This window comes from Arthrobacter sp. Y3223166, from assembly GCF_059090935.1.
In genome coordinates this window covers 176,688-202,197 of the sequence record NZ_JBNHGE010000003.1, presented here as the reverse complement: position 1 = coordinate 202,197, position 25,510 = coordinate 176,688, and the positions used below count along the sequence as shown (strand labels likewise).

At 68.3% G+C, this 25,510-nt stretch carries 22 protein-coding genes; 15 read left to right on the top strand and 7 right to left on the bottom strand.

Annotated elements, in window-relative coordinates:
• Window positions 1-146 precede the first annotated feature (146 nt).
• From uvrA to AC5RUH_RS03525, 13 genes are all read left to right on the top strand, one after another.
• Window positions 147-2,993 (top strand): excinuclease ABC subunit UvrA, encoded by a 2,847-nt coding sequence (uvrA, locus tag AC5RUH_RS03585; RefSeq protein ID WP_494023311.1) that lies wholly within the window; start codon window positions 147-149, stop codon window positions 2,991-2,993.
• A 77-nt stretch (window positions 2,994-3,070) separates the two neighbouring features.
• Complete coding sequence (locus tag AC5RUH_RS03580; RefSeq protein ID WP_494023142.1) at window positions 3,071-3,790, top strand: HAD hydrolase-like protein; 720 nt, start codon at window positions 3,071-3,073, stop codon at window positions 3,788-3,790.
• The gene (locus AC5RUH_RS03575) at window positions 3,787-4,452 is read left to right on the top strand and encodes a lysophospholipid acyltransferase family protein (RefSeq protein WP_493999634.1); all 666 of its coding nucleotides are present in this window, start codon (window positions 3,787-3,789) and stop codon (window positions 4,450-4,452) included. Before AC5RUH_RS03580 ends, AC5RUH_RS03575 begins: the two co-directional genes overlap by 4 nt.
• 48 nt (window positions 4,453-4,500) lie before the next feature.
• Window positions 4,501-6,510, top strand: a complete 2,010-nt coding sequence (gene uvrC / locus AC5RUH_RS03570; protein ID WP_493999635.1) for an excinuclease ABC subunit UvrC — start codon at window positions 4,501-4,503, stop codon at window positions 6,508-6,510.
• Window positions 6,511-6,546: 36 nt separating this feature from the next.
• Window positions 6,547-7,461, top strand: coding sequence for an RNase adapter RapZ (gene rapZ, locus AC5RUH_RS03565; RefSeq protein ID WP_493978538.1), 915 nt, complete (start codon window positions 6,547-6,549; stop codon window positions 7,459-7,461).
• Window positions 7,461-8,501, top strand: a complete 1,041-nt coding sequence (locus AC5RUH_RS03560; RefSeq protein WP_493999636.1) for a gluconeogenesis factor YvcK family protein — start codon at window positions 7,461-7,463, stop codon at window positions 8,499-8,501. Before rapZ ends, AC5RUH_RS03560 begins: the two co-directional genes overlap by 1 nt.
• Window positions 8,502-8,516: 15 nt before the next feature.
• The gene (whiA, locus tag AC5RUH_RS03555; protein WP_493987300.1) at window positions 8,517-9,497 is read left to right on the top strand and encodes a DNA-binding protein WhiA; all 981 of its coding nucleotides are present in this window, start codon (window positions 8,517-8,519) and stop codon (window positions 9,495-9,497) included.
• Window positions 9,498-9,524: 27 nt separating this feature from the next.
• Window positions 9,525-9,719, top strand: coding sequence for a hypothetical protein (locus AC5RUH_RS03550; protein WP_493999637.1), 195 nt, complete (start codon window positions 9,525-9,527; stop codon window positions 9,717-9,719).
• Window positions 9,720-9,800: 81 nt separating this feature from the next.
• On the top strand, window positions 9,801-10,811 hold the full coding sequence (gene gap, locus AC5RUH_RS03545; RefSeq protein WP_494127900.1) for a type I glyceraldehyde-3-phosphate dehydrogenase: 1,011 nt from the start codon (window positions 9,801-9,803) through the stop codon (window positions 10,809-10,811).
• A gap of 35 nt (window positions 10,812-10,846) precedes the next feature.
• The gene (locus AC5RUH_RS03540; RefSeq protein ID WP_494127899.1) at window positions 10,847-12,085 is read left to right on the top strand and encodes a phosphoglycerate kinase; all 1,239 of its coding nucleotides are present in this window, start codon (window positions 10,847-10,849) and stop codon (window positions 12,083-12,085) included.
• A 140-nt stretch (window positions 12,086-12,225) separates the two neighbouring features.
• Complete coding sequence (gene tpiA, locus AC5RUH_RS03535) at window positions 12,226-13,041, top strand: triose-phosphate isomerase (RefSeq protein WP_494127898.1); 816 nt, start codon at window positions 12,226-12,228, stop codon at window positions 13,039-13,041.
• Window positions 13,042-13,087: 46 nt separating this feature from the next.
• Window positions 13,088-13,339, top strand: a complete 252-nt coding sequence (secG, locus tag AC5RUH_RS03530) for a preprotein translocase subunit SecG (RefSeq protein WP_127515609.1) — start codon at window positions 13,088-13,090, stop codon at window positions 13,337-13,339.
• Between the two features lie 176 nt (window positions 13,340-13,515).
• A complete protein-coding gene (locus tag AC5RUH_RS03525) occupies window positions 13,516-13,902 on the top strand; it encodes an RNA polymerase-binding protein RbpA (protein ID WP_493999641.1) in 387 nt (128 codons plus the stop codon).
• 43 nt (window positions 13,903-13,945) lie between these two features.
• On the opposite strand, the gene pgl is transcribed toward AC5RUH_RS03525, so the two are convergent.
• The 6 genes from pgl to tkt are packed head-to-tail and all read right to left on the bottom strand — an operon-like array spanning window position 13,946 to window position 22,074.
• On the bottom strand, window positions 13,946-14,737 hold the full coding sequence (gene pgl / locus AC5RUH_RS03520; RefSeq protein WP_494049991.1) for a 6-phosphogluconolactonase: 792 nt from the start codon (window positions 14,735-14,737) through the stop codon (window positions 13,946-13,948).
• A complete protein-coding gene (locus tag AC5RUH_RS03515; RefSeq protein WP_494001252.1) occupies window positions 14,727-15,611 on the bottom strand; it encodes a glucose-6-phosphate dehydrogenase assembly protein OpcA in 885 nt (294 codons plus the stop codon). Before AC5RUH_RS03515 ends, pgl begins: the two co-directional genes overlap by 11 nt.
• A 53-nt stretch (window positions 15,612-15,664) precedes the next feature.
• The gene (gene zwf, locus AC5RUH_RS03510; protein WP_494127897.1) at window positions 15,665-17,224 is read right to left on the bottom strand and encodes a glucose-6-phosphate dehydrogenase; all 1,560 of its coding nucleotides are present in this window, start codon (window positions 17,222-17,224) and stop codon (window positions 15,665-15,667) included.
• Window positions 17,224-18,837 (bottom strand): phosphoglucose isomerase-related protein, encoded by a 1,614-nt coding sequence (locus AC5RUH_RS03505; protein ID WP_493999644.1) that lies wholly within the window; start codon window positions 18,835-18,837, stop codon window positions 17,224-17,226. Before AC5RUH_RS03505 ends, zwf begins: the two co-directional genes overlap by 1 nt.
• Window positions 18,834-19,958 (bottom strand): transaldolase, encoded by a 1,125-nt coding sequence (gene tal, locus AC5RUH_RS03500; protein ID WP_494023136.1) that lies wholly within the window; start codon window positions 19,956-19,958, stop codon window positions 18,834-18,836. Before tal ends, AC5RUH_RS03505 begins: the two co-directional genes overlap by 4 nt.
• 10 nt (window positions 19,959-19,968) lie before the next feature.
• Window positions 19,969-22,074 (bottom strand): transketolase, encoded by a 2,106-nt coding sequence (tkt, locus tag AC5RUH_RS03495; RefSeq protein WP_494127914.1) that lies wholly within the window; start codon window positions 22,072-22,074, stop codon window positions 19,969-19,971.
• A 406-nt stretch (window positions 22,075-22,480) separates the two neighbouring features.
• On the opposite strand from tkt, the gene AC5RUH_RS03490 reads away from it, so the two are divergent.
• Complete coding sequence (locus AC5RUH_RS03490; protein ID WP_493978526.1) at window positions 22,481-23,440, top strand: heme o synthase; 960 nt, start codon at window positions 22,481-22,483, stop codon at window positions 23,438-23,440.
• Window positions 23,441-23,546: 106 nt separating this feature from the next.
• A complete protein-coding gene (locus tag AC5RUH_RS03485; RefSeq protein WP_494127896.1) occupies window positions 23,547-24,485 on the top strand; it encodes a dihydrodipicolinate synthase family protein in 939 nt (312 codons plus the stop codon).
• 89 nt (window positions 24,486-24,574) lie between these two features.
• On the opposite strand, the gene AC5RUH_RS03480 is transcribed toward AC5RUH_RS03485, so the two are convergent.
• Window positions 24,575-25,510, bottom strand: a complete 936-nt coding sequence (locus tag AC5RUH_RS03480) for a COX15/CtaA family protein (protein ID WP_494023133.1) — start codon at window positions 25,508-25,510, stop codon at window positions 24,575-24,577.

Below are 25,510 nucleotides of genomic sequence, written 5' to 3'. Positions count from 1 at the left end.
TGTCCGCAGGTGCCGTCCGCCGTGACCGATGTAATACAAGTTCGAACGAATTTTCGATTAGAGTAGATACCGTGCTAAAAGCAAGCGAAACGTCCGTCCCGGCGACCGATTCCGAGTCTGCCACCCCCGTTTCCCGCTCCGCGGACATGTCCCGGCTGGTCGTCAAGGGCGCCCGCGAGCATAATCTGCAGAACGTCAGCGTGGACCTGCCCCGCGACGCCATGATCGTCTTCACGGGCCTGTCCGGCTCGGGCAAGTCGTCGTTGGCCTTCGATACGATCTTCGCCGAGGGCCAGCGCCGGTACGTGGAATCGCTCTCTTCCTATGCGCGGATGTTCTTGGGGCAGGTGGACAAGCCGGATGTGGACTTCATCGAGGGCCTGTCGCCGGCGGTCTCGATCGACCAGAAATCGACCAGCCGCAACCCGCGCTCCACCGTGGGAACAATCACCGAGATCTACGACTACCTGCGCCTGCTGTGGGCCCGCGTCGGCCGCCCCTTTTGCCCCCAGTGCGGTGAACCGGTGGAGAAGCAGACCCCGCAGCAAATCGTGGACCAGCTGCAAGAGCTTCCCGAAGGGACCCGGTTCCAGATCCTGGCCCCTGTAGTGCGCGGGCGCAAGGGCGAGTTCGTCGACCTGTTCAAGGAACTGAGCACCAAGGGCTTTTCCCGCGCGAAGGTGGACGGCAAGCCGGTGCAGCTAAGCGAACCGCCGAAGCTGGGGAAGCAGTACAAGCACACCATTGAGGTGGTGGTGGACCGGCTGGTGGCCAAGGAAGGCATCCACCAGCGCCTGACCGACTCGGTGGAAACCGCCTTGGCCCTCGCGGAGGGCCGCGTGCTGGCCGATTTCGTCGACATAGACGAGGACGACCCGGGCCGTACGCGTAGCTTCTCCGAGCACCTGGCCTGCCCGAACGAACACCCGCTCGCCATCGACGAGATCGAGCCGCGCTCGTTCTCGTTCAACAACCCGTTCGGCGCCTGTCCGGCCTGTACCGGTATCGGCAGCAAGCTTGAAGTAGATGTGGACCTGGTGGTCCCGGATCCCGACCGGAGCCTGTCCGAGGGCGCCATTGCCCCGTGGTCCTTGGGCAAAGCCACGCAGGAGTACTGGACGCGGTTGCTCGAAGGGCTCTCGCATGAGCTGGGGTTCTCCATGGACGAGCCATGGAAGAACCTGCCGAAGAAGGTCCGGGAGGCCGTACTGCACGGCAAGGACTTCAAGGTCGTGGTGCAGTACCGCAACCGCTTCGGCCGGGAACGGAAATACAGCACCGGATTCGAGGGCGCGTTCCAGTACATCCACCGAAAGCACGAGGAAACCGAGTCCGAGTGGGCGAGGGACCGTTACAAGGAGTACATGCGCGAGGTCCCGTGCCCGGAATGCAACGGCGCGCGGCTGAACCCCGCGTCGCTGTCCGTGCTGATCAACGGCAAGTCCATCGCGGATGTGTCTGCCCTGCCGCTGCGCGAGGCGAGTTCGTTCCTCGCGGGCCTGGAGCTCTCGGCCCGCGAAACCCAGATCGCCCACCAGGTACTCATCGAGATCCAGGCGCGGCTGCGGTTCCTCCTGGACGTGGGTTTGGAATACCTGAATTTGGAGCGCGCCGCCGGCACGTTGTCCGGAGGGGAGGCCCAGCGCATCCGGCTTGCCACGCAGATCGGCTCCGGCCTGGTCGGCGTGCTCTACGTGCTCGACGAGCCCTCCATCGGCCTGCACCAGCGGGACAACCGCCGCTTGATCGAGACCCTCACACGGCTGCGCGACCTCGGCAACACCCTGATAGTGGTGGAACACGACGAGGACACCATCGCCGAGGCCGACTGGATAGTGGACATCGGACCCGGCGCCGGCGAGCACGGCGGCGAAGTGGTGCACTCCGGCTCGCTTCAGGAACTGCTGGACAACACGCGTTCCATCACCGGTGACTACCTGTCCGGCCGGCGCCGCATCGAACTGCCGGCCAAGCGCCGGAAGATGGACAAGAAGCGCCAGATCAAGGTGGTGGGTGCCCGGGAAAACAATCTCCGCGGCATCGATGCCTCGTTCCCGCTGGGAATCTTCACCGCGGTCACCGGCGTCAGCGGCTCCGGAAAATCGACCCTGGTCAACGACATCCTCTACAAGGTGCTGGCGAACAAGCTCAACGGAGCCAAGCATGTTGCCGGCCGGCACACCAGGGTGGAAGGCGTGGACCAGCTGGACAAGGTCATCCACGTCGACCAGAGCCCGATCGGCCGCACGCCACGCTCCAACCCCGCCACCTACACCGGTGTCTTCGACAACATCCGCAAACTGTTCGCCGAGACCAACGAGGCGAAGCTCCGGGGCTACCTGCCCGGCCGGTTCTCGTTTAACGTCAAGGGCGGGCGCTGCGAGGCCTGCTCCGGCGACGGCACGCTGAAGATCGAGATGAACTTCCTGCCCGACGTCTACGTTCCGTGCGAGGTCTGCCACGGCGCGCGGTACAACCGCGAGACGCTGGAAGTCCACTACAAGGGCAAGACGATTGCCGAAGTCCTGGACATGCCGATCGAGGAAGCAGCGGAATTCTTTGCCGCGTTCACCCCGATCGCCCGCCACTTGCGGACCCTGGTGGACGTCGGGCTGGGGTACGTCCGGCTCGGACAGCCCGCCACCACGCTGTCGGGCGGGGAGGCCCAGCGCGTCAAGCTCGCCAGCGAACTGCAGCGCCGCTCGAACGGGCGAAGCATCTACGTGCTGGATGAGCCGACCACCGGCCTGCACTTTGAAGACATCCGCAAGCTCCTGCAGGTGCTGCAGGGGCTGGTGGACAAGGGCAACACGGTGATCACCATCGAGCACAACCTCGACGTGATCAAGAGCGCCGACTGGGTTGTGGACATGGGGCCCGAGGGCGGTTCCGGCGGCGGCCAGATCATCGCCAGCGGCACTCCCGAGCAGGTGGCGGCAGTCGAGGGCAGCCACACCGGGCGCTTCCTGGCGGAGGCGCTCGGCCAGCAGTGAGCCTGCCGGAGGGAAGAAGGTATTCCCGAGCAGGAATGGATTCCGGCGGATCCGCGGATCTGTGGGAAAATGCCCGGGTGACTCAATTGCCTGCGCTGGTACTTTTCGACCTCGACGGAACCCTGGTTGACCCCGCAGGTGCCATCACCACCGGAATAGCCGGCGCCCTCGCGGCGGCCGGCCTGCCGGTCCCGCCGCAGGAAGAACTCGGATCCCTGGTCGGGCCGCCGCTGGGTGAATCTCTGCGCGGCGCCGGCGTCCCGGAGCACCGGCTCGGCGAGGTGATCGCCTTGTACAGGGCGGGTTACCGCCGGTCCGGCATGGCGGCCAGCCGCGTGTACCCGGGCATTACCGGCCTGCTGGAGCGGCTCCTCTCCACCGGCGCTATCCTCGCCGTCGCCACGCAGAAGCCGACCGGGTTGGCGCGGGAGCTGCTGCGGCTGCAGGGCCTGGAGCAGTACTTTGCGGGAATTTACGGAGCCGAGGGTGACGATCCCGCCCCGGCGGAACCCGGGCTGGGCAAGGTGCCGATCCTGCAGGCCGCGCTGGACGCTTTCAGCGACGCGTGCGGCCCGGTGGTCATGGTGGGCGACCGGCTCTACGACGCGGCCGCTGCGCTCCGGCTCGGCATCCCCGCCGTCGGGGTCGGCTGGGGCTTCGCAGCCCCCGGGGAGCTGGAAGCCGCCGGCGCCGTCGTCGTCGTGGATACCGCCGAAGAACTTGAGGCCGCTATTGGGCGGCTGACCGCCGCCGAGCCCGAGGGCGCCCTGGCCGGACGCCCCGGACCGGCCGCATGAGGACGTTCGAAGCGACCCGCGCCTCGTTCCGGGCCGGGTTGCGGCTCAGCTGCCGGCCGACGATTGAAGGCATCGCGAACTTTCCCGCGACCGGCCCGGTGATTGTGGCACCGAACCACCTGTCCTTCCTCGACAGCGTCATCATCCAGGCGATGATGCCGCGGAAGGTGGCCTTTTTCGCCAAAGCCGAATACTTCACCACCCGCGGTCCCAAGGGTGCTGCGATGCGGTGGTTTTTTCACAGCGTCGGCTCGATACCGGTGGAGCGGGGCGAACAGGCCGCCAGCGTGGCCGCGCTGCAGAGTGCCCTGGACGTACTGGACCGCAACGAGGCTTTCGGGATTTATCCTGAAGGAACACGGTCCCGTGACGGCAAGCTCTACCGGGGCCGCACCGGCGTGGGGTGGCTGGCCCTCACGACCGGGGCGCCGGTGCTGCCGGTCGGGCTGATCGGCACCGAACAGCTGCAGCCCGCCGGGAGGATGATGATCCGGCCGAGCCATTTCACGGTCCGGATCGGCAAGCCGCTGTACTTCAAGCGGACCGGGCCGGAGCACTCGTTGCCGGCGCGCCGGTCGGCCACCGACCAGATCATGGACGCGATCGCCGACCTGACCGGCCAGGAACGCTCGAACAGCTACAACAAGACGCCGTCGGCTTGACCGGCCGGACGGCACCCAGGGCCCAGGCGAGGAAGGGAGTGACCGGCCATGGCTAATCCTGCTTCCTACCGTCCGCGGACGGGGGAGATCCCGACCAATCCCGGCGTCTACCGCTTCCGGGACGAGCACCGGCGGGTGATCTACGTCGGCAAGGCGAAGAACCTGCGGTCCCGGCTCAACAGTTACTTCGCCAGCCCCAAGAACCTGCCGCCCAAGACCCATGCGATGGTGCACACGGCGGCTTCGGTGGAGTGGACGATCGTGGGCAGCGAACTGGAGGCCATCCAGCTCGAGTACACGTGGATCAAAGAGTTCACACCGCGCTTCAACATCATGTTCCGGGACGACAAGTCCTATCCCTACCTGGCCGTGACCATGGGGGAGAAGTTCCCGCGCGTGCAGGTGATGCGCGGCGAGCGGCGCAAGGGCGTGAAGTACTTCGGTCCGTACTACCCGGCCAAAGCGATCCGCGAGACCGTGGACACCCTGCTGCGGGTTTTCCCGGTCCGCACCTGCAGCACCGGCGTCTTCAACCGGGCCCAGCGCACCGGCCGGCCGTGCCTGCTGGGCTACATCGACAAGTGCTCGGCGCCTTGTGTGGGACGGATTTCGCCCGAGGACCACAAGGCCCTGGCCGCCGAGTTTTGCGCGTTCATGGGCGGGGAAGCCGACCGGTTTATCCGGGACCTCGAAAAGAAGATGGCCGCGGCGGTGGCCGAACTCGACTACGAGACGGCGGCGCGTCACCGGGACGACATCGCCGCGCTGCGCCGGGTCTTCGAACGCAATGCCGTGGTGCTCACTGAAGACACCGACGCCGACGTGTTCGCCCTGGCCCAGGACGAACTGGAGGCGGCCGTCCAGGTGTTCCACGTCCGCGGCGGCAGGATCCGCGGCCAGCGCGGCTGGGTGGTGGAAAAGGTCGAGGACCAGAGCGACGCCGACCTGGCCGAACACCTGTTGCAGCAGGTTTACGGGGACGCCGACGGGCCGGACCGGATCCCGCGCCAGGTCATGCTGCCGCAGGAACCGGAGAATGCCGCCGAACTGCAGGCCTGGCTCAGCGCACTCCGCGGCAGCAGGGTGCAGATCCACGTGCCGAAACGCGGTGACAAGGCTGCCCTGCTGGCCACCGTGAGGGAGAACGCCGAGCAGGCCCTGGCCCTGCACAAGAGCCGGCGCGCCGGCGACATTACCACGCGCTCGGCCGGCCTCCAGCAGTTGCAGGAGGCACTGGATCTGCCCGTGGCGCTGCTGCGGATCGAATGCTACGACATCTCACACGTGCAGGGCACCAACGTGGTGGCCTCCATGGTGGTGGTGGAAGACGGGCTGCCCAAGAAGTCCGACTACCGCCGCTTCGCGATCACCGGCGAGGCCGCCCGGGACGACACCTCGGCGATGTATGACGTGATCAGCCGGCGCTTCCGGAACTATCTGGCGGAACAAGGCCACCAGGGCATCCCGGCGGCCGCCGATGCAGGCGAAACCCCTGCCGGGGACGGCGCGGACACCGCCGTCGTGCTTGAAGAGACGCTCACGCCGGCGCCCAAAACCAAGTTCGCCTATCCGCCCAACCTGGTGGTGGTGGACGGCGGGCCGCCCCAGGTGGCCGCCGCTTCCCGCGCGCTGTCGGACCTGGGTATCACCGACGTGTTCGTGGTCGGCCTGGCCAAGCGGCTGGAGGAAGTTTGGCTGCCCGACGACGATTTCCCCGTGATCCTGCCGCGTTCGTCCGAGGGCCTGTTCCTGCTGCAGCGGATCCGCGACGAGGCCCACCGTTTCGCGATTGCCTACCACCGGCAGAAGCGCGGCAAGGCCATGACCGTCTCGGTGCTGGACGGCATCCAGGGCCTCGGGCCGGCGAAACGCAAGGCGCTGCTGAAACATTTCGGCTCGGCCAAGAAACTCAAGGCGGCCAGCGCCGAAGAGCTGCAGCAGGTTCCGGGCATCGGCCCGGCGCTGGCGGCTTCCTTGAAGCGCCAGCTGGCTGCCGGTGCCGCGGAGGAGCCCGCGCCGGCGGTAAATATGGCGACCGGCGAAATCATCGAATCTTAGTTAGGCTAGAGCTTGAATCGAGGAGCGGGGGTCGGGATGGATGGAATGACGATGACGGTGGATGAGGACTTGACGCCGGAAAAGCCGGTGGAATCCGAACTCCTGGTGGTCACCGGCATGTCCGGGGCCGGCCGGACCACGGCGGCGCATGCCCTCGAAGACCACGGCTGGTACGTGGTGGACAACCTGCCGCCGCAGATGCTGGGCACGTTGGCCGAACTGGTTTCGCGGATGCCGCAGTCGCTGCCCAAGCTTGCCGTGGTCGTGGACGTGCGCAGCCAGAGCCTCTTCCGCGACATCCGGGAGGCGCTGCATGCCCTGGCGGCCAGCGGCATCCACTACCGGGTGCTGTTCCTGGACGCCTCCGGCGACGTCCTGGTCCGCCGCTTCGAACAGGGCCGCCGGCCGCACCCGCTGCAGGGTGACGGCCGCATATCCGACGGCATCACCGCCGAACGGGAACTGTTGAGCAGCCTCAAGGACTCGGCCGACCTGGTGGTGGATACCACCGAGATGAACGTCCACGCCCTGGCCACTGCCATCACGGAACTCTTCACCGAATCCGGCCCGATCGTGCTGCGCATCAACGTGGTCAGCTTCGGCTTCAAGTACGGGCTGCCGGTGGACGCCAACTTCGTCGCCGACGCCCGCTTCATTCCCAACCCGCACTGGGTCCCCGCGCTGCGCCCGCACACCGGGCTGGACGAGAAGGTCCGCGACTACGTGCTGGTGGACTCCGGTGCCGATGAATTCGTCAACCGCTATGTGGACGCGCTGGAGCCGGTGCTGGAGGGCTACCGCCGCGAGAACAAGCACTACGGCACCATCGCCATCGGGTGTACCGGCGGCAAGCACCGCTCCGTGGCGGTCGCCGAGGAAATCGGGAAGCGGCTGGCCCAGCTGCCGAGCGTCAAAGTCACCGTCCAGCACCGGGACCTGGGGCGCGAATAGTGGCGATCCTGACCGGACCGATGCCGCTGGTTCCCGCCCCGGGGACCTCCCGCAGCCGGACCGGGAAGAGCGGCGCGCCTCCCTCCGTGGTGGCCTTGGGCGGCGGGCACGGGCTCTCGGCCTCGCTGGGCGCGCTGCGGCTGCTCACCACGGAACTGACAGCCATCGTCACGGTGGCTGACGACGGCGGATCCTCCGGCCGCCTGCGCAAGGAGTTCGGCGTCCTCCCGCCGGGAGATTTGCGGATGGCCCTCGCGGCGCTGTGCGATGACACCGACTGGGGGCGGACCTGGCGCGATGTGATGCAGCATCGCTTCAAGTCATCCCCGGGCGCCGAGCCGTCGCTGGACAACCACGCCCTCGGAAACCTGCTGATTGTGACCCTGTGGGAGCTGCTCGGCGACCCCGTTGCCGGCCTGAAGTGGGCCGGCGCCCTGCTGGGGGCCCGTGGAGAGGTGCTGCCGATGGCCACCGTTCCGCTGACCATCGAGGGCGACGTGCTGGTGGAGGGCGAGGACGGGCGGCTGCGCACCGCGCTGATCTCCGGCCAGTCCCGGCTGGCGGCGGCCGGACGCAACAGCCACGTCCACGACGTGCGCCTGCTGCCCGACGACGCCCCGGCCTGCGTCGAGGCACTGAACGCCGTCGAATATGCCGACTGGGTGATCCTCGGGCCCGGCTCCTGGTACACCTCGGTGTTGCCGCACCTGATGCTCAAGGAGATGCGCGAGGCGCTCTGCGACACCCCGGCGCGCCGCTGCCTGACCATGAACCTGTCGGTGGACACCAAGGAAACGTCCGGGATGACCGCCTCGGACCACCTGGCCGCGGTGAGGCGCTGCGCCCCCGGGATGCGTTTCGACGTGGTCTTGGCCGATCCGGCCGTGATTGACGACAAGGGGCGTTTCGAGGATGCCGCGGCCGCGCTGGGAGCACGCGTGGTCTTCGGTAGAGTAGGAAGTTCAGGCGGACGCCCCGTACACGATCCGTTGAGACTGGCGAGTGCCTACCACGACATTTTCGAAGGCCACAAGGATTAGGTAAGGACAAGGTGCATGGCGCTGACCGCAGCAGTCAAGGATGAGCTCGCTCGCCTTGACATCAAGAAGTCCCAGGTCCGGAAGGCGGAGGTCTCGTCGACGCTCCGTTTCGCCGGCGGACTCCACATCATTTCCGGCCGCATCGTCATCGAGGCCGAAGTTGATCTGGCTGCGACCGCCCGGCGGCTGCGCACCGCCATCTCGGAAGTGTACGGCCACAGCGGCGACATCATCGTGGTCTCCGGCGGTGCGCTGCGCCGCGGGAACCGCTACGTCGTGCGCGTGGTCAAGGACGGGGAGTCCCTCGCCCGACAGACCGGCCTGCTGGACGGCCGCGGCCGGCCGGTCCGCGGCCTGCCCTCCGTGGTCGTCAACGGTTCGGCCGCCGATGCCGAGGCGGTCTGGCGCGGAGCCTTCCTGGCGCACGGTTCGCTGACCGAACCCGGCCGCTCTTCCGCCCTGGAGGTCACCTGTCCCGGCCCGGAAGCGGCGCTGGCGCTGGTGGGCGCGGCCCGCCGGCTCGGGATCGCGGCCAAGGCCCGGGAGGTGCGCGGCGTGGACCGGGTTGTCATCCGCGACGGCGACAGCATCGCGGCGCTCTTGACCCGGATGGGCGCCCATGATGCGCTGATGGTGTGGGAAGAACGCCGGATGCGCAAGGAAGTACGCGCTACCGCGAACCGGCTGGCCAATTTCGACGACGCCAACCTGCGGCGCTCGGCCCAGGCCGCCGTCGCGGCGGGCGCGCGCGTGGAGCGTGCCCTCGAGATCCTCGACGACGAAGTGCCGGAGCACCTGCGCTACGCCGGTGAACTCCGGGTGGCGCACAAGCAGGCCTCCTTGGACGAGCTCGGGCGCTTGGCTGACCCGCCGATGACCAAGGACGCCATCGCCGGCCGGATCCGCCGCCTGCTGGCCATGGCGGACAAGCGGGCGCTGGAGCTGCGCATCCCGGGGACCGAAGCCAACGTGACGCCGGAGATGCTGGACGACTAGGCACGGCACGTCAGTTTGGAGGGAACCATGGGCACGCACGAACTGCACCCCGGCCACGGTTGCGCGGCCTTGGAACGGCGCGTCCGGGCGAGGATCATGGAACTGAACGACTTCATGCATGCCAGCCACGGGGCCGGGGCGGCGGACACCGCGCCGGTACCGTCCACCGGGCCGACGTCGCCGCCCGCTTCGCCGCCGCCCGCACCGGCGCTTCCGCGCTGACCACCCGGCCAGCAGGCCAACAACAAGGGCACGGACCGGGGGAGCCCTTCCGGTCACGGCCCATCCACGAGGTAGAGGCTCATGACTACTCGAGTTGGAATCAACGGATTCGGCCGGATCGGCCGCAGCTACTTCCGCGCCGTCCTGGCGCAAGACACGGATCTGGAGGTCGTGGCGGTCAACGACCTGACCGATGCGCATACCCTGGCCCACCTGCTCAAATACGACAGCGTGCTCGGCGTGCTGGCAGAAACGGTCGAGGTGGATGCCGGCAACCTGATCGTCGGCGGCCGGAAGGTCAGCGTCCTGTCCGAAAAGGAACCCGCCGCGCTGCCGTGGAGCGACCTCGGCGTCGACATCGTGATCGAATCCACCGGCAGGTTCAACAAGGGCGGCGGCGCCCGGAAGCACCTCGACGCCGGGGCGAAGAAAGTCCTGATCTCGGCTCCGGCCAAGGACGAGGACATCACCATCGTGATGGGCGTCAACGACGGCGAGTACGACGCCGGTTCCCACCACCTGATTTCGAACGCCTCCTGCACCACGAACTGCCTCGCGCCCATGGCGAAGGTGCTCCACGAGAAGTTCGGCATCGAGCACGGCCTCATGACCACCATCCACGCCTACACCGCCGACCAGAACCTGCAGGACGGGCCGCACCGGGACTTGCGGCGCGCCCGGGCGGCGGCCATCAACCTGGTGCCGACATCAACCGGCGCGGCGAAGGCCATCGGGCAGGTCCTGCCGGAACTGCAGGGCAAGTTGGACGGTTTCGCGGTCCGGGTGCCGGTGCCGACGGGCTCGATGACCGACCTGACCGTCACCGTGTCCCGCGAAACCGACGTCGAAGAGGTCAACGCGGCGTTCAAGGAGGCCGCCGGCGACCCGCACTGGGCCGGGATCATCACGTATACGGAGGACCCCATCGTGTCCTCGGATATCGTCACAGACCCGGCGTCTTCGATCTTCGACTCGGGACTGACTAAGGTAATGGGTAATCAGGTGAAAGTTGTTGGCTGGTACGACAACGAGTGGGGCTACTCCAACCGCCTGGTGGACCTGACGGCTCTGATCGCCTCGAAGCTGGCCTAGGTCCCGCCCGTCCCGTCCTCCGCACGAAGGAAGAAATGACTGCACATTCTCTTGATGCCCTGCTGGCCGCCGGGGTCCGCGGACGCCACGTGTTGGTCCGCTCGGACCTGAATGTCCCCTTGGAGGGCGAACTCCCGGACCTGGCGGTCTCCGACGACGGGCGGATCCGGGCGTCCCTGCCGGTCATCGTCAAGCTCGCGGAAGCCGGGGCGCGGGTGGTCGTGACGGCCCACCTCGGCCGCCCCAAGGGCGCACCCGAGGAGAAGTTCTCGCTGCGCCCCGCCGTCGCCCGGCTGAAGGAACTGGCGCCGGTTACGGTCAAGTTCGCCGCGGACACGGTGGGCCCGGCCGCCCGGGAGGCGGCCGCGCGGCTGCAGGACGGGGAAGTGCTGGTGGTGGAGAACGTGCGGTTCGATCCCCGGGAAACCAGCAAGGACGACGCCGACCGGGAGGCCTTCGCCGCCGAACTCGCCGCCCTGACCGGCGCCGACGGAGCCTACGTCGACGACGCCTTCGGTGCCGTCCACCGCAAGCATGCTTCGGTCTTCGACATTGCCCGCCGGCTTCCGGCCTACCAGGGCGACCTCGTGCGGACGGAGCTCCAGGTCCTGAACAAGCTTACCGAGGCGCCGCAGCGGCCGTATGTGGTGGTCCTGGGCGGATCCAAGGTCTCGGACAAGTTGGCCGTGATCGAGAACCTGCTGGGCAAGGCCGACTACCTGCTGGTCGGCGGCGGCATGGTCTTCACCTTCCTGGCGGCCCAGGGCTACAAGGTCGGTTCCAGCCTGCTGGAGCAGGACCAACTGGACACCGTGCGCGGCTATCTGGCACGCGCCAAGGAACTGGGTTGCACGTTCATCCTGCCGACCGACATCGTGGTCGCCGAGAAGTTTGCCGCCGATGCGGCCTGGGAAGTGGTCCCGGCGGACAGCATCGAGTCGGCATCGTTTGGCTCCGCCGGCATCGGCCTGGACATCGGCCCGGAGTCGGCCGAGGCCTTCGCCCACCAGATCCACTCGGCGAACACCGTCTTCTGGAACGGACCGATGGGCGTGTTCGAGTTCGCCGCCTTCGCCAACGGCACCCGCACGGTCGCCAAGGCCCTCACCGGCAGCGACGGCTTCACCGTCGTCGGCGGAGGCGATTCCGCCGCCGCTGTGCGTGCCCTCGGCTTTGACGACGGCGCCTTCGGACACATTTCCACCGGCGGCGGCGCCAGCCTCGAATACCTCGAGGGCAAGACCCTGCCCGGCCTGGCGGCACTGGAGAACTGATCGAGCGGCATCTCCTGCCCCCGACGGCAGGAGATGCCGGCATCGCCCAGGCCCGCGCCGCCGCGCGGCGCCTCCGGATTGCCCCGCCACACCGCTCAGCACGGCGTCCACCGCGGCGCCCCCGACAGATGGAGACCTCAGTGACCAGCTCGACCAACGGAAAGTTCGACCGCACCCCGCTGATCGCCGGCAACTGGAAGATGAACATGGACCATGTCCAGGGCATCACCCTCTTGCAGAAACTGGCGTGGACGCTCAGCGATGCCCGGCACGACTATGCCCGGGTCGAGGTCGCCGTGTTCCCGCCGTTCACCGATCTGCGCGGCGTGCAGACGCTGGTCAATGGGGACGATCTGAAGCTGGTTTACGGCGCCCAGGACCTCTCGCCGCACGACGCCGGCGCCTACACCGGTGACATCTCCGGGCAGTTCCTGGCCAAGCTGGGCTGCCGGTACGTGCTGGTCGGGCATTCCGAGCGGCGCGAGATCCACGGCGAGGACGACACGTTGCTCAACGGGAAGCTGAAGGCGGCCTACCGGCACAAGCTGACCCCGGTGCTGTGCGTCGGCGAAGGCCTCGCGGTGCGCCAGGCCGGGAACCATGTGGAGCACACGCTGGGTCAGTTGCGGGCCGATGTGGCAGGCCTGGACGCCGGTCAGGCCGCCTGGTTGGTCATCGCCTACGAACCGGTGTGGGCGATCGGCACCGGGGAAGTGGCCGGTCCCGAGGACGCCCAGGAGATGTGCGCCGCCATCCGCGCGGAGATGGCCGTCCTCTTCGATGACAGCGTGGCGGCCGGGGTGCGGTTGCTCTACGGCGGCTCCGTGAAGGCGGCGAACGCGGCCGCGATCCTGAACGAGCGCGACGTGGACGGCGTGTTGGTCGGTGGCGCCAGCCTGGATGCAGGCGAATTTGCTAATATTGTCAGGTTCGAACAACACCTGCTGACAAAGTGATGTCTGCCCGCCACTGGGATATCCCGACAGCTGACGAAAGGCCACTGTGGAAGCTCTGAAGATCACGCTGCAAATCCTGCTCGGCATCACGAGCCTGCTGCTGACCCTGCTCATCCTGCTCCACAAGGGGCGCGGCGGCGGCATGTCCGACATGTTCGGCGGCGGCATGACCACCAGCCTGGGATCGTCCGGCGTCGCGGAGCGCAACCTCAACCGGTTCACGGTGGTCCTGGGGCTGGTCTGGGGCACGGTCATCGTGGCCCTGGGCCTCATGATGCGTTTCAGCGCGGAATCCTGACCGACGCTTCCGGGGCCCGGCGCCGCTCCCGGCGCCGCTCCCGGCTCCGCTCCCGGCTCCGCTGTCCGGGACCGGCGGGCCGACGACTTGGCCCAACCCCTTAACCCTTCGCTGTTCGACCCGTAGACTGGTGCCCGATGCAGGGGGCATCGATTCTTCTCAGCGGGGGAGCAAACATGGTTGATCCGTCGAATTCTTTCCGCGCGGTCCGGGTGGGCTCCGAATCGGGTGCCGGGCTCGCAGGCTGGCAGGCCGTGACCGGGCGGACGGTAGTTCCGGTGACCAAGGTTCCCGTCACGTATTGGTGTCCGAAGGGACACGAGACCACGCCGGTCTTCGCCAATCTGAGCGAAGCCGACATCCCGCCGTCCTGGGACTGCCCGCACTGCGGCCAGACGGCGGCCAGGGAACCGGGCGCGTACGTCACCGACGCCCGCAGCAGCGACGAGCCCTACAAGAGCCATCTGGAGTATGCGAAGGAACGGCGCAGCCCTGACGAGGCGGAGGCCGTGGTTGAACAGGCGCTCGAGAAGTTGCGGCGCCGGCGTCGGGAGGCGCGCTAGCGGTCGAACCCGCCGGCCCGGCCGCCGCCCGGAGCAACTGCTGTCAGCCGTCGCCTCTCTCGGCCGCGGACAGCAGTGCGTCGGGCAGCTTGGACGCGGCGTCCCGGTCCAGCAGCCACACGGTGCGTTTGCGCCCGCGGGCACCGGCGGCGGGAACCTGCACCGGGTTGGCGCCGGCGAGGGCGAGTCCCACGGCGCCGGCCTTGTCCTGGCCGCCCACCACCAGCCAGACTTCGTCCGCGGAGTTGATCGTCGGGAGCGTCAGGGACACGCGCTCCGGAGGTGGTTTCGGCGCATCGGTCTCGCCGATCACGGACCGCTCTTCCTCGCGGATGCCGCCCATCTCGGGGAACAACGAGGCGATGTGCGCATCCGGCCCGACGCCCAGCAGCAGCACGTCGAACCTCGGCACCGGGCCGCTGGTGCCCTCCTCGGCCGCGGCCTGGCGCAGCGCCGCGGAATAGGCCACGGCGGCCGCGTGGGGGTCGGCGTGTTCTCCGGCGGCCCCGAAGGGGTGCACCCGGGCCGGGTCCAGGGGGAGCGCGTCCAGCAGCGCTTCGCGTGCCTGCCGTTCGTTGCGGTCGCGGCTGTCCTTGGGGACGAACCGCTCGTCGCCCCACCAGATGTTCACCTTGGACCAATCGAAGCCGGCGGGGGTATCGACGGCGGCTACCGCCTTCAAGGTGTTGATGCCCAGGCTGCCGCCGGTGAGCACCACCGTGGCGTCGCCGCGGGCGGCTTGGGCCGCCGCCAGACGCTCCACCAGCCTCCGGGCCACCGAGCCGGCGACGGCGGTGGTGTCGGGGTGGACGATGACGTGTGGTTCAGCGGTCACTGCGGCGCACGCTCCTCAAATTGGTTCGGGGCAATCCGTGTATCAGCACCTCGCCGAACACTTCGTCCGGGTCCAGCCGGCGCAGTTCCTCGGCCAGGCATTCCTCCAGCGGGCGGCGCGGCAGCGTAATACGCTGCACCGGCAGGCCGGGCATGATCAGTTCGGCCACGGACGGGCCGGGACGCAGGATCCGGATGTCGCCGGTCGTCCGTGAAATGCGCACGCCCCTGATGCCGGTCCCCGCAGTGTCCTCCACGATGGTCACCGGCGCGTTCAGTGCCAGCGTCAGCCACGCCGCCAAGAGGACGGTGCTGGGGGAGTCCGAGGCGCCCTCCACGGCAACCGAGGTGACCGGGGCAGGTTCCAGCTGGTCAAAGACGGCGGCCAGCTGCACGCGCCAACTGGTCAGCCGCGTCCAGGCCAGGTCCGTGTCGCCGGCGGTATAAGTCTCGCGCAGGCTGAACAGCGCCTGCTGCGGGTCCGGCTCCTTGTCTGAATCCGTGATGCGGCGGTGCGCAATCCGGCCGATGGACGTGCGCGAAGCATCCTTCGGCATGCCGTGCGGCCACCAGGCGACGATCGGGGCGTCGGGCAGCAGCAGCGCGGCCACGAGGGACTCGCTCTCGGCTGCCAGCTGGCCGTAGCCGTACAGCACCACCACCTCGGCCGCTCCGGCGTCGCCGCCGACCCGGATCTGGGCATCCAGCTTGGTCTCCGCCTCCGACCCGGCGTCGACCAGGGCGATGATCCGGCAGGGATGTTCCCGGCTCGCGGCGTTGGCGGCGAAGATGGCCTCTTCTTCGTACCCGAGCGAGGTCACGACCACCAGGGTCAGCACACGCCCCAGGGCCACAACGCCGCCTTGTTCCCGCATGGCCACGATTTCCTTGGAGACCTTCGATGTGGTGGTGTCCTTGAGCTCTTTGATCACGGCCTTCTCCAAGTGCGTCCGTCGCGGGCCAGCAGCTCATCGGCCGACGCCGGTCCCCAGCTGCCGGGGGAGTAGGGTTCCGGCCGGGTACGGCTGTTGGCCCAGTACTCCTCGAACGGGTCCAGGATCTTCCAGGACAGCTCGACTTCCTGGTGGCGGGGGAACAGCGGCGGCTCGCCGAGCAGTACGTCCAGGATCAGCCGTTCGTAGGCCTCGGGACTCGACTCGGTGAACGCGTGCCCGTAGCCGAAGTCCATGGTGACGTCCCGGACCTCCATTTGCGTGCCGGGCACCTTGGACCCGAAGCGCATGGTGACTCCTTCATCGGGCTGGACACGGATCACCACCGCGTTCTGGCCGAAGTCGTCCTCGTGGTGGTTGGGGAACAGCAGATTCGGCGCGCGTTTGAACACCACCGCAATCTCCGTGACCCGGCGGCCAAGGCGCTTGCCGGCACGCAGGTAGAACGGCACGCCGGCCCAGCGCCGGGTGTGGATGTCCAGCCGCAGCGCCGCATAGGTCTCGGTGACCGAATCCGGGTTGAAACCTTCTTCCTCCAGGTAGCCGGCCACCCTCTCACCGCCCTGCCACCCGCCGGTGTACTGGCCGCGGGCCGAATGGGCCGACAGGTCCTCGGGGAGCTTGACGGCGGCCAGCACCTTTTCCTTTTCCGTCCGCAGGTCCTCGGCGTTGAAGGAAATGGGTTCCTCCATGGCGGTCAGGGCGAGCAACTGCAGCAGGTGGTTCTGGATGACGTCGCGCGCCGCCCCGACGCCGTCGTAATAGCCTGCGCGGCCGCCGATGCCGATGTCTTCCGCCATGGTGATCTGCACGTGGTCCACGTAGTTCGCGTTCCAGAGCGGCTCGAACAGCTGATTGGCGAAGCGCAGGGCCAGGATGTTCTGGACCGTCTCCTTGCCCAGATAGTGGTCGATCCTGAACACCGCGTCCGGCGGGAAGACCGATTCGACGATGTTGTTCAGTTCGCGTGCGGACTGAAGGTCATGCCCGAAGGGCTTCTCGATGACAACCCGCCGCCAGGGCATGCCGTCTGCTTCCTCGGGCGCCTGGGCCAGACCGTGCGAGGAGAGCATCTTGCACACCTGCTCGAAGGCCTTGGGCGGAATCGAGAGGTAGAACGCGTGGTTGCCCTGCGTCCCGCGCTGCTCGTCGAGCTCTTCCAGGGTGCCGCGGAGCTGCTCGAAGGCATCCTCGTCGTCGAAGGCGCCCTGGACGAACCGGATGCCCGCCGCCAGATGCGTCCAGATGTCCTCGCGGAACGGGGTGCGGGCATGCCGCTGCACGGATTCCTTCACCTGGGCCGCGAACTCGTCGTCGTCCCACGGCCTGCGGGCAAAACCGACCAGCGCGAAGCTCGGCGGCAGCAGCCCGCGGTTGGCCAGGTCGTACACCGCCGGCATGAGCTTCTTGCGGGCAAGGTCTCCGGTGACCCCGAACAGCACCAGGGAACAGGGGCCGGCAATGCGGTCGAGCCGGCGGTCGCGCGGGTCCCGGAGCGGGTTGACCTGACGCCGCCGTCGTTCGGAAGGGGCCATTACTGCTTTCCACCCAGTCGGGACACCGCGTCCATCACCTGGCGCACACCGGCGGCCCGGTCGGCCAAATGCAGGCGCAGGACGGGGCGGCCGCCCTCCCGCAGCACGTTGGCGTCGCCGGCGGCCTGGGCATCGATCAGTTCGCCGAAGCTGAACTCGCGTCCCGGAATGGGGATGTCCGTCGCGGCCTCGCCGGTCAGCTGCAGGTAGACCCCGATGCCCGGCCCGCCCTTGTGGAACTGCCCGGTGGAGTGCAGGAACCGCGGGCCCCAGCCGAAGGTGACGGGCCGTCCGGTCGCCTCGGCCAGCAGGGGCCGGATGCGTTCCAACTCGGCCTGGCCGAAGCGGTCAAGGTAGGCCTGCACGCTCACGTAGCCGTCCGGCCCCAGTTGGCTCAGCAGGCCGCGCAGCGCGTCGTCCAGCGACGCACCCATGGCCAGGCCGCTGCCGCGCACCTGGACGGAGCCGTCGGTGAAGTCGGGCAGCGCCGCGGCCGGGCGTTCGTCCAGCAGTCCGCGTGCCGCGGCCTTCGCCGCCTCGACGTCCGGCTGGTCGAAGGGGTTGATGCCCAGCAGGCGGCCGGCCACCGCCGTGGCGTATTCCCACAGCAGCAGTTGGCTGCCCAGGCTCCCGCCGACGGCAACCTCGTCGGCTCCGACCGTCACCTCGTGATCGGGGGAGACCAGCCGGACCACCAGCACATCCTTGGCTCCCGAGACGGTCTCCGGGTCGCCGGCGTTGACCACCACCGGCAGCAGTCCGGTTCCCAGCTTGCCGGTGGACTCGGCGATCAACTGCTCGGCCCAGTCCGCGAAGCCGACGATTCCGGAACCGTCGTCGGCGATGGCTACCTTGTTGCGCAGCGGCTCCGTGCCGGCCAGCGCGGCGCCCAGAGCCAGGGCCATGTTGTCGGCGGAATCCTCGGAGAGCACCTCGGCGGCCTCTTCGGCGTCGTCGAGCAGCCTCTCGATGTCCACGCCGGCCAGTCCGGCAGGGACCAGCCCGAACGCGGTCAGCGCGGAGTACCGTCCTCCGACGTTGGGGTCGGCGTTGAACACCGCACGGTACCCGGCTTCCCGCGCCGCCTCATCCAGCGGGGAGCCGGGATCGGTGACCACGATGATGCGCGAGGCGGCGTCCAACCCGGCGTCGGCAAAAGCCTGCTCGAAGACACGGCGCTGCGAATCGGTTTCCAGCGTGGAACCGGACTTGGAGGACACGATGATGGCGCTGTCGGCCAGCCGTTCGGCCAGCGCGGCACCCACCTGCTGGGGATCCGTGCTGTCGAGCACGGTGAGCTCCACGCCGGCGGTATTGGCGATCACTTCGGGCGCCAGCGAGGAGCCGCCCATCCCGGCCAGCACAAATCGCGTCACGCCCTCGGCCGCAAGCTCCTTGCGCAGCTCCAGGATCTCCGGAACCAGCGGCCGGGACAGCGCCGCCGCATCGACCCAGCCCAGGCGGACGGCCGCCTCGGCTTCTGCCTCCGGGCCCCACAGGGTGTTGTCCTGCGTCGCGATGCGGGACGCGACGCGGTCCTCCACCAGGGTGCCGATATGACGGCGGACGGCGGCCAGTGCGGCTCCCGACGCTTCGAAAGCCAGCGAACTCATGACTGCCGGGCTCCGTGCACCGAGTCGAGGGCGTTCTGGACGGTCTCCCGCAACTGCTGCCAGCTGGCCACGAACTTCTCCAGGCCCTCCTCCTCGAGCAGCTCCACCACCTCGTTATAGGAAATTCCGGCCTGCGCGATGTCGTCGAGCACCTTGTTCGCTTCCGCGTAGGTGCCGGTGACCCGGTCTCCCTCGACCTTCCCGTGGTCGGCGAGGGCTTCCAGCGTCGGCTCCGGCATGGTGTTGACCACGTTCGGGGCCACCAGTTCGGTGACGTACAGGGTGTCCGGGTAGTCCGGGTTCTTCACGCCGGTGGAGGCCCACAGCGGCCGCTGCGGCCGGCCGCCGGCGGCGGCCAGCACCTGCCAGCGTTCGGTCGCGAACTGCTCCTCGTAGATCTGGTACGCCAGGCGGGCGTTGGCGACGCCGGCCTTGCCCTTCAACGCGGCCGCCTCCGCGGACCCGGCGGCGTCCAGGCGCTTGTCGATCTCGGTATCGACGCGGGAGACGAAGAACGAAGCCACCGAGTGGATGGTCGACAGGTCCTTGCCGTTTTCCTTGGCCTGCTCCAGGCCCAGCATGAAGGCGTTGATCACTTCGCGGTAGCGCTGCAGCGAGAAGATCAGCGTCACGTTGACGCTGATGCCGAGCGCGAGGGTCTCGGTGATGGCCTCCAGGCCTTCGCTGGTCGCCGGGATCTTGATGAAGGCATTGGTGCGGCCCACGGCCTTGTGCAGATGCTGCGCCTCGGCGGCCGTGCCGTGCGCGTCACGGGCCAGCCGCGGATCCACCTCAATCGACACGCGGCCGTCCACGCCCTCCGTATCGGCGGCGAGCGGGGAGAACAGGTCGCAGGCCTCGGCCACGTCGGACGTGGTGATGGCGAAGACCGCCGTATCCACGTCCGCGCCGTCGGCGGCCAGTTGCTGGACCTGCGCTTCGTAGCTGCGGCCGTCCTGCAGGGCGGCGGCGAAGATGGAGGGGTTGGTGGTGACGCCCACCACGTTCCGTTCGTCGATCAGGGCCTTCAGGGTCCCGGAATTGATCCGCTCCCGCGAAAGGTCGTCGAGCCAGATGGAAACGCCCGCGTCGGAGAGTGCCTGGGTATTCGGGTTGGACATTGCGTCCTCCTTAGGAATCGGTGGTCTGGGAGAGCGAGTCGCGGGCGGCCTCGACAACAGCCTCGGCCGTGAGTCCGAATTCGCGGAACAGGGTCTTGTAGTCGGCGGAGGCGCCGTAGTGCTCCAGGGACACGCTGCGGCCGGCGTCGCCGACCAGTCCGTCCCAGCACTGCGCGATGCCGGCTTCAACCGACACGCGGGCCTTGATGCCGGCCGGGAGTACGGACTCGCGGTAGGCGGGGTCCTGCCGGTTGAACCACTCGAGGCAGGGGACGGAGACCACGCGGGTGGCGATGCCGTCGGCCTGCAGCGTTTCGCGGGCCTGGACGGCCAGCTGCACCTCGGAACCGGTGGCGAGCAGGATCACCTGCGGCGTCGTGTCCGTGCCGCCGGACTGCGCCTCGGCCAACACGTAGGCGCCCTTTGCCACGTTCTCGGCGGAGGCGAAGCCGTTCTCGCCGCGCTCGTAGACGGGCAGGTTTTGTCGGGTGAGCACGATGCCGGCCGGGTTGCTGTGGTTCTCCAGCACGGCCTTCCAGGCCTGCGCCACCTCGTTGGCATCGGCCGGGCGGACGACGTCGAGGCCCGGAATGGCACGCAGGCTTGCCAGCTGCTCCACCGGCTGGTGGGTCGGTCCGTCTTCACCCAGCCCGATGGAATCGTGCGTCCACACATAGATGGAGGGAACGCCCATCAGGGCGCCCAGCCGGATGGCCGGCCGCTGGTAGTCGCTGAAGATCAGGAACGTGCCCGAGAAGGCGCGGGTGTTGGAGCTGAGCACAATGCCGTTCACGATGGAAGCGGCCGCATGCTCGCGGATGCCGAAGTGCAGCACCCTGCCGTACGGCCCGCCGGACCACATATCGGTCTGCCGCGACTCGGGAACGAACGACGGGGAGCCTTCGATCGTGGTGTTGTTGGACTCGGCCAGGTCCGCCGAACCGCCCCACAGCTCCGGCAGCACCGGGCCGATGGCGTTGAGCACCTTGCCGGAGGCGGCCCGGGTCGAGACGTCCTTGCCGGCCGGGAATTCGGGCAGCGCCGCCTCCCAGCCTTCCGGCAACTCGGACGCCTGCACACGGTCCAGCAGCGCGGCGTTCTCCGGGTTGGCCTCGCGCCACGTCTGGTAGCCGGTCTCCCAGTCCGCGCGGGCCTGCTTGCCGCGCGCGGCCACCTGCCGGGCGTGATCCAGGACCTCCGGCTCGACCGCGAAATGCTGCTCCGGATTGAAGCCGAGCACCTCCTTGACGGCGGCGACCTCCTCGGCACCCAGGGCGGAGCCGTGGATCTTGCCGGTGTTCTGCTTCTTGGGGGCGGGCCAGCCGATGATGGTGCGCAGCGAGATGATCGAGGGCCGGGAAGTCTCGGCCTTCGCGGCCTTCAAGGCCTCGAACAGGGCCGGGACGTCTTCGACGTATTCGCCGGTCTCGGTCCAGTCGACCCGCTGGGTGTGCCAGCCGTACGCCTCGTACCGCTTGAGCACGTCTTCGCTGAAGGCGATGTCGGTGTCGTCTTCGATCGAGATTTTGTTGTCGTCGTAGAGCACCACCAGGTTGCCCAGCTCCTGATGGCCGGCCAGGGAGGAGGCCTCAGACGTGACGCCCTCCTGCAGGTCGCCGTCGGACGCGATCACCCAGACCGTGTGGTCGAACGGGCTCTCGCCGGCGGCAGCATCGGCGTCGTACAAGCCGCGGGTGCGGCGCTGCGCATAGGCGAAGCCGACGGCGGAGGCGAGCCCCTGGCCCAGCGGGCCGGTGGTGATCTCGACACCCGGGGTGTGCTTGTACTCCGGGTGGCCCGGCGTGAGCGATCCCCAGGTCCGCAGCGCCTTCAGGTCCTCCAGTTCCAGGCCGTAGCCGGAGAGGAACAGCTGGATGTACAGCGTCAGCGAGGTGTGGCCGGGGGAGAGGACGAACCGGTCGCGGCCCACCCAGTGCGGATCGGTGGGGTCGTGGCGCATGAACTTCTGGAAGATCAGGTACGCGGCCGGGGCCAGGCTCATGGCGGTGCCGGGGTGGCCGTTGCCGACCTTCTCGACTGCATCCGCCGCGAGGACACGCACCGTGTCCACCGCCCGCTGGTCCAGCGATGTCCAGGACAATTCCTGATCTTCCATGTGTGGCACCGGGTGGGCCCCTTTCTGATCTACGTCTAAGCGGCAGCCGACGGTCCGGAAAACAGCCGTGGCCGCGGACCGATTGGGCCATTCGCCGTTGTTGCTGCCTCAAGCTTGTTGCGCCCATAACCGCGGATTGGCGCTCCTTCCCCACTCTATCCGTTGCGTCTGCAATGCGCAGGACGTGGTGCAGTGCCAGCAGTCACAGCGGTCACTGTTTGACGCCGGCGGCCGCCCCCGGCCCGCGCGGGTTTCGGCGGGGGCAGGCGACACCGGTTTCCACGGGCAGGAAACCGGTTTCTACGAGACATAGAAGGAGTATGATGTAGGTGCACCTTGGCCCGTCCTTAACGGCTGGGCGCTTTCGTGTGTCAGACGAACTCCAGCAGAACTGAGTGGTTTTTCCTTGAATATCCAGACCGTTCCGGACCAGGCGTTGGCCGTTCCGGCCAAGCCCGGCTTCTCGCGCAAGGCCAAGGCCTACCTGTCGCTCACGAAGCCCCGCGTGATGGAACTTCTGCTGGTGACCACCCTGCCCACCATGATCTTCGCCCAGGGCGGTTTCCCCGACCTCTGGCTGATGGCTGCCACGATGGTCGGCGGTGCCCTCGCCGCCGGTGCGGCCGGGTCCTTTAACTGCTACATCGACCGGGACATGGACAAGCTCATGCACCGGACCGAAAACCGCCCGCTCGTGACCGGGGAACTGACTCCGCGCGAGGCGCTGGTGTTCTCCTGGGTGCTCGCCGTGGTGGCCGTGGCGCTCCTCTGGTTCGGGGCGAATCCGCTGGCCGGCATGCTGGGCGTCGGCGCGATCTTCTTCTACGTCGTGATCTACACGCTGATCCTCAAGCGCCGCACCTCGCAGAACATCGTCTGGGGCGGCGCCGCCGGGTGCTTCCCCGTGCTCATCGCCTGGGCCGCGGTGACCAACACGGTGGCGTGGCCGGCGGTGATCCTGTTCATGGTCATCTTCCTGTGGACGCCTCCGCACTACTGGCCGCTGTCCATGAAATACAGCGACGACTACAACGCGGCCAACGTGCCGATGCTCGGCGCGATCGCCAGCGCACGGCAGGTCTCCGTGCAGGTTGTCCTCTATGCCTGGGCCACCCTGGTCTGCTCGCTGCTGCTGGCTCCGGTCGGCGGCGCCGGCTGGGTCTACACCATCGTGGCACTGCTCAGCGGTTCCTGGTTCGTCTACGAATCGCACCGGCTCTACGCGCTGACCAAGCGCGGAACCGAAAGCACCGCCGTCACGAACAAGAGCGCCATGCGCGTGTTCCATGGTTCCATCAGCTACCTCACGGTGCTGTTCCTGGCCCTGGCCCTGGATCCCTTTATCGGCGGTCCCGTCTTCGGTTAGGCGCAATGCGCCCGACGCCGGCCTGCTGCCTCCCGGCGGTGCGCCGGGGGCCCTGCTGCCCGTGCCGAGCCCTGCGGGGGCGGCCCTGCTGCCCTAAGATTGCGGCATGAATCCCTTCCGCGGCCTGATTGCCTATCCGGTGACCCCCTTCCATCACGACGGCGGCGTCAACCTTCCGGAGCTGATCCGCCATATCGCGGCCGTGAGCGAGGCGCCCGTCGACGCGATCACGGTGCTGGGCAGTTCGGGAAACTTCGCGTATCTGGACCGCGCGGAACGACGGGTCGTCGTCACGGCGGCGGTGGAGGCGGTTAAGGCGGTCCGGCCCGGGCTGCCGGTGTGCGTCGGCGTGAGCGCGGTGGGCACCCGTGAACTCCTGCAGAACATTGACGACGCCCACGGGGCCGGTGCCGACGGCCTCCTGGTTTCCACGGTGTCCTACTATCCACTGACGGACGAGGAAGTGGCGGCCCAGTGTGTTACGGCCGCCCGCCGGTCCGGCCTCCCCGTCTGCCTGTACAGCAATCCCCGCACCACGCAGTTCAGCTTCAGCCTGGAGCTCGTGGCCGAGCTGGCCGCGGAACCCAACATCGTGGCCGTGAAAGAATCGGCACCCTCCGCCGAAGTATTCCGCGGACGATATGAAGAACTCCGCGGCCTGCTCCCGGTCGAGGCCGGCGACTTCAGCCACGGCATGAGCGGCGACGCGCTGATCGCCGACGCCGGCTTCGCGGCCGATGCCTGGCACGGCGGGCCGATTGCCGTGCTGCCGGCGCATTACCGGGTGCTGCGCGACGCGGTGCTGGCCGGAGATGAGGAAACCGCGGCCGCGGCACGGGCCGCGTTGGCCCCGCTCATGGCCTATTTCGCGTCGCTGCGCCCACTCAGCAATCTCTACTCGCTGGCGAGGGCCGCCGGGATCGATGCGGGCGATCCGCGGCTGCCGCTGCACCCATTGCCCGGGAGCAGCCGCCGCGAACTCGCGCGCCTCCTGGAGGATATCGAGGCGTTCCGCCCGGCTGACCGGGCGCCGGCAGGACAGTAGCGGCGGCTTCGCCGCCCGGCCGGACTAGAGCGGGAACTTGCCCGCCGACCGGCGGACTAGAGCGGGAACTTGCCCGCCGCCGGGCCGGACTAGAGCGGGAACTTGCCCGTCGAACGGTCCCAGACGTTCGTGGCCGCGACGGTCAGCAGGGCGGACCCGAGCATGTGCAGCAGCACGAGGCCGACGGGCAGGCCGGTGAAGTGCTGGAGGTAACCGATGCCGCCTTGCAGCACGACCACGGCGGCCAGCCACCAAAGGGCGGTGCGCAGTTGCGGGGAGGTGGCGCGGCGGTAGGCTAGCACCAGCGCCAGCACTATGGCCGCGACCAGCAGGTAGACCGGCACCACGTGGATCCGCGTGACCAGGTCGGCGCTGAAGTCGTGCCGCGGGGCACTGGCGTCGCCGGCATGCGGGCCGGTGCCGGTCACGATCGTGCCCAGCACGATGGAGGCAGCGGAGGTAGCGGCGATGGTCCAGCCCAGGGTTGCCTGGATGCGCGGGACCGGAGCAACTGCCACGGCGGAGCGGCCGCGCAGGTACATGCCGGTGCGGTTCACCAGCAGCGTGGCCACGGCCACGAGTGCCGCCGAGGCCAGGAAGTGCAGGCTCACCACCCACGGGTTAAGGTCGGTCCACACGGTAATGCCGCCGATCAGGGCCTGCACCGGAATGACGCACAGCAGGGCCACCGCCAGGCCGAACAGGGTGCGGTGCGAACGGCGCATCCGCCACAGCGACACGAGCATGGCCACGGCGATAATGACCAGGATGAACGTCAGCGTGCGGTTGCCGAATTCGATCAGCCCGTGGATGCCCATCTCCGGCGTCGGCGTCATCGAACCGGGCACGCAGTTGGGCCACTCGGAGCAGCCCAGGCCGGACTTGGTCAGCCGCACGGCGCCGCCGGTGATGATGATGCCCATCTGCGATACCAGCGAGGCGATGGCCAGCCCGTGCACGGTTCGAGTGACCGAGACGGGCAGCCGATCCTTGAGGTCGCGGGACTTCGGGGTGGCGGTGGTCAT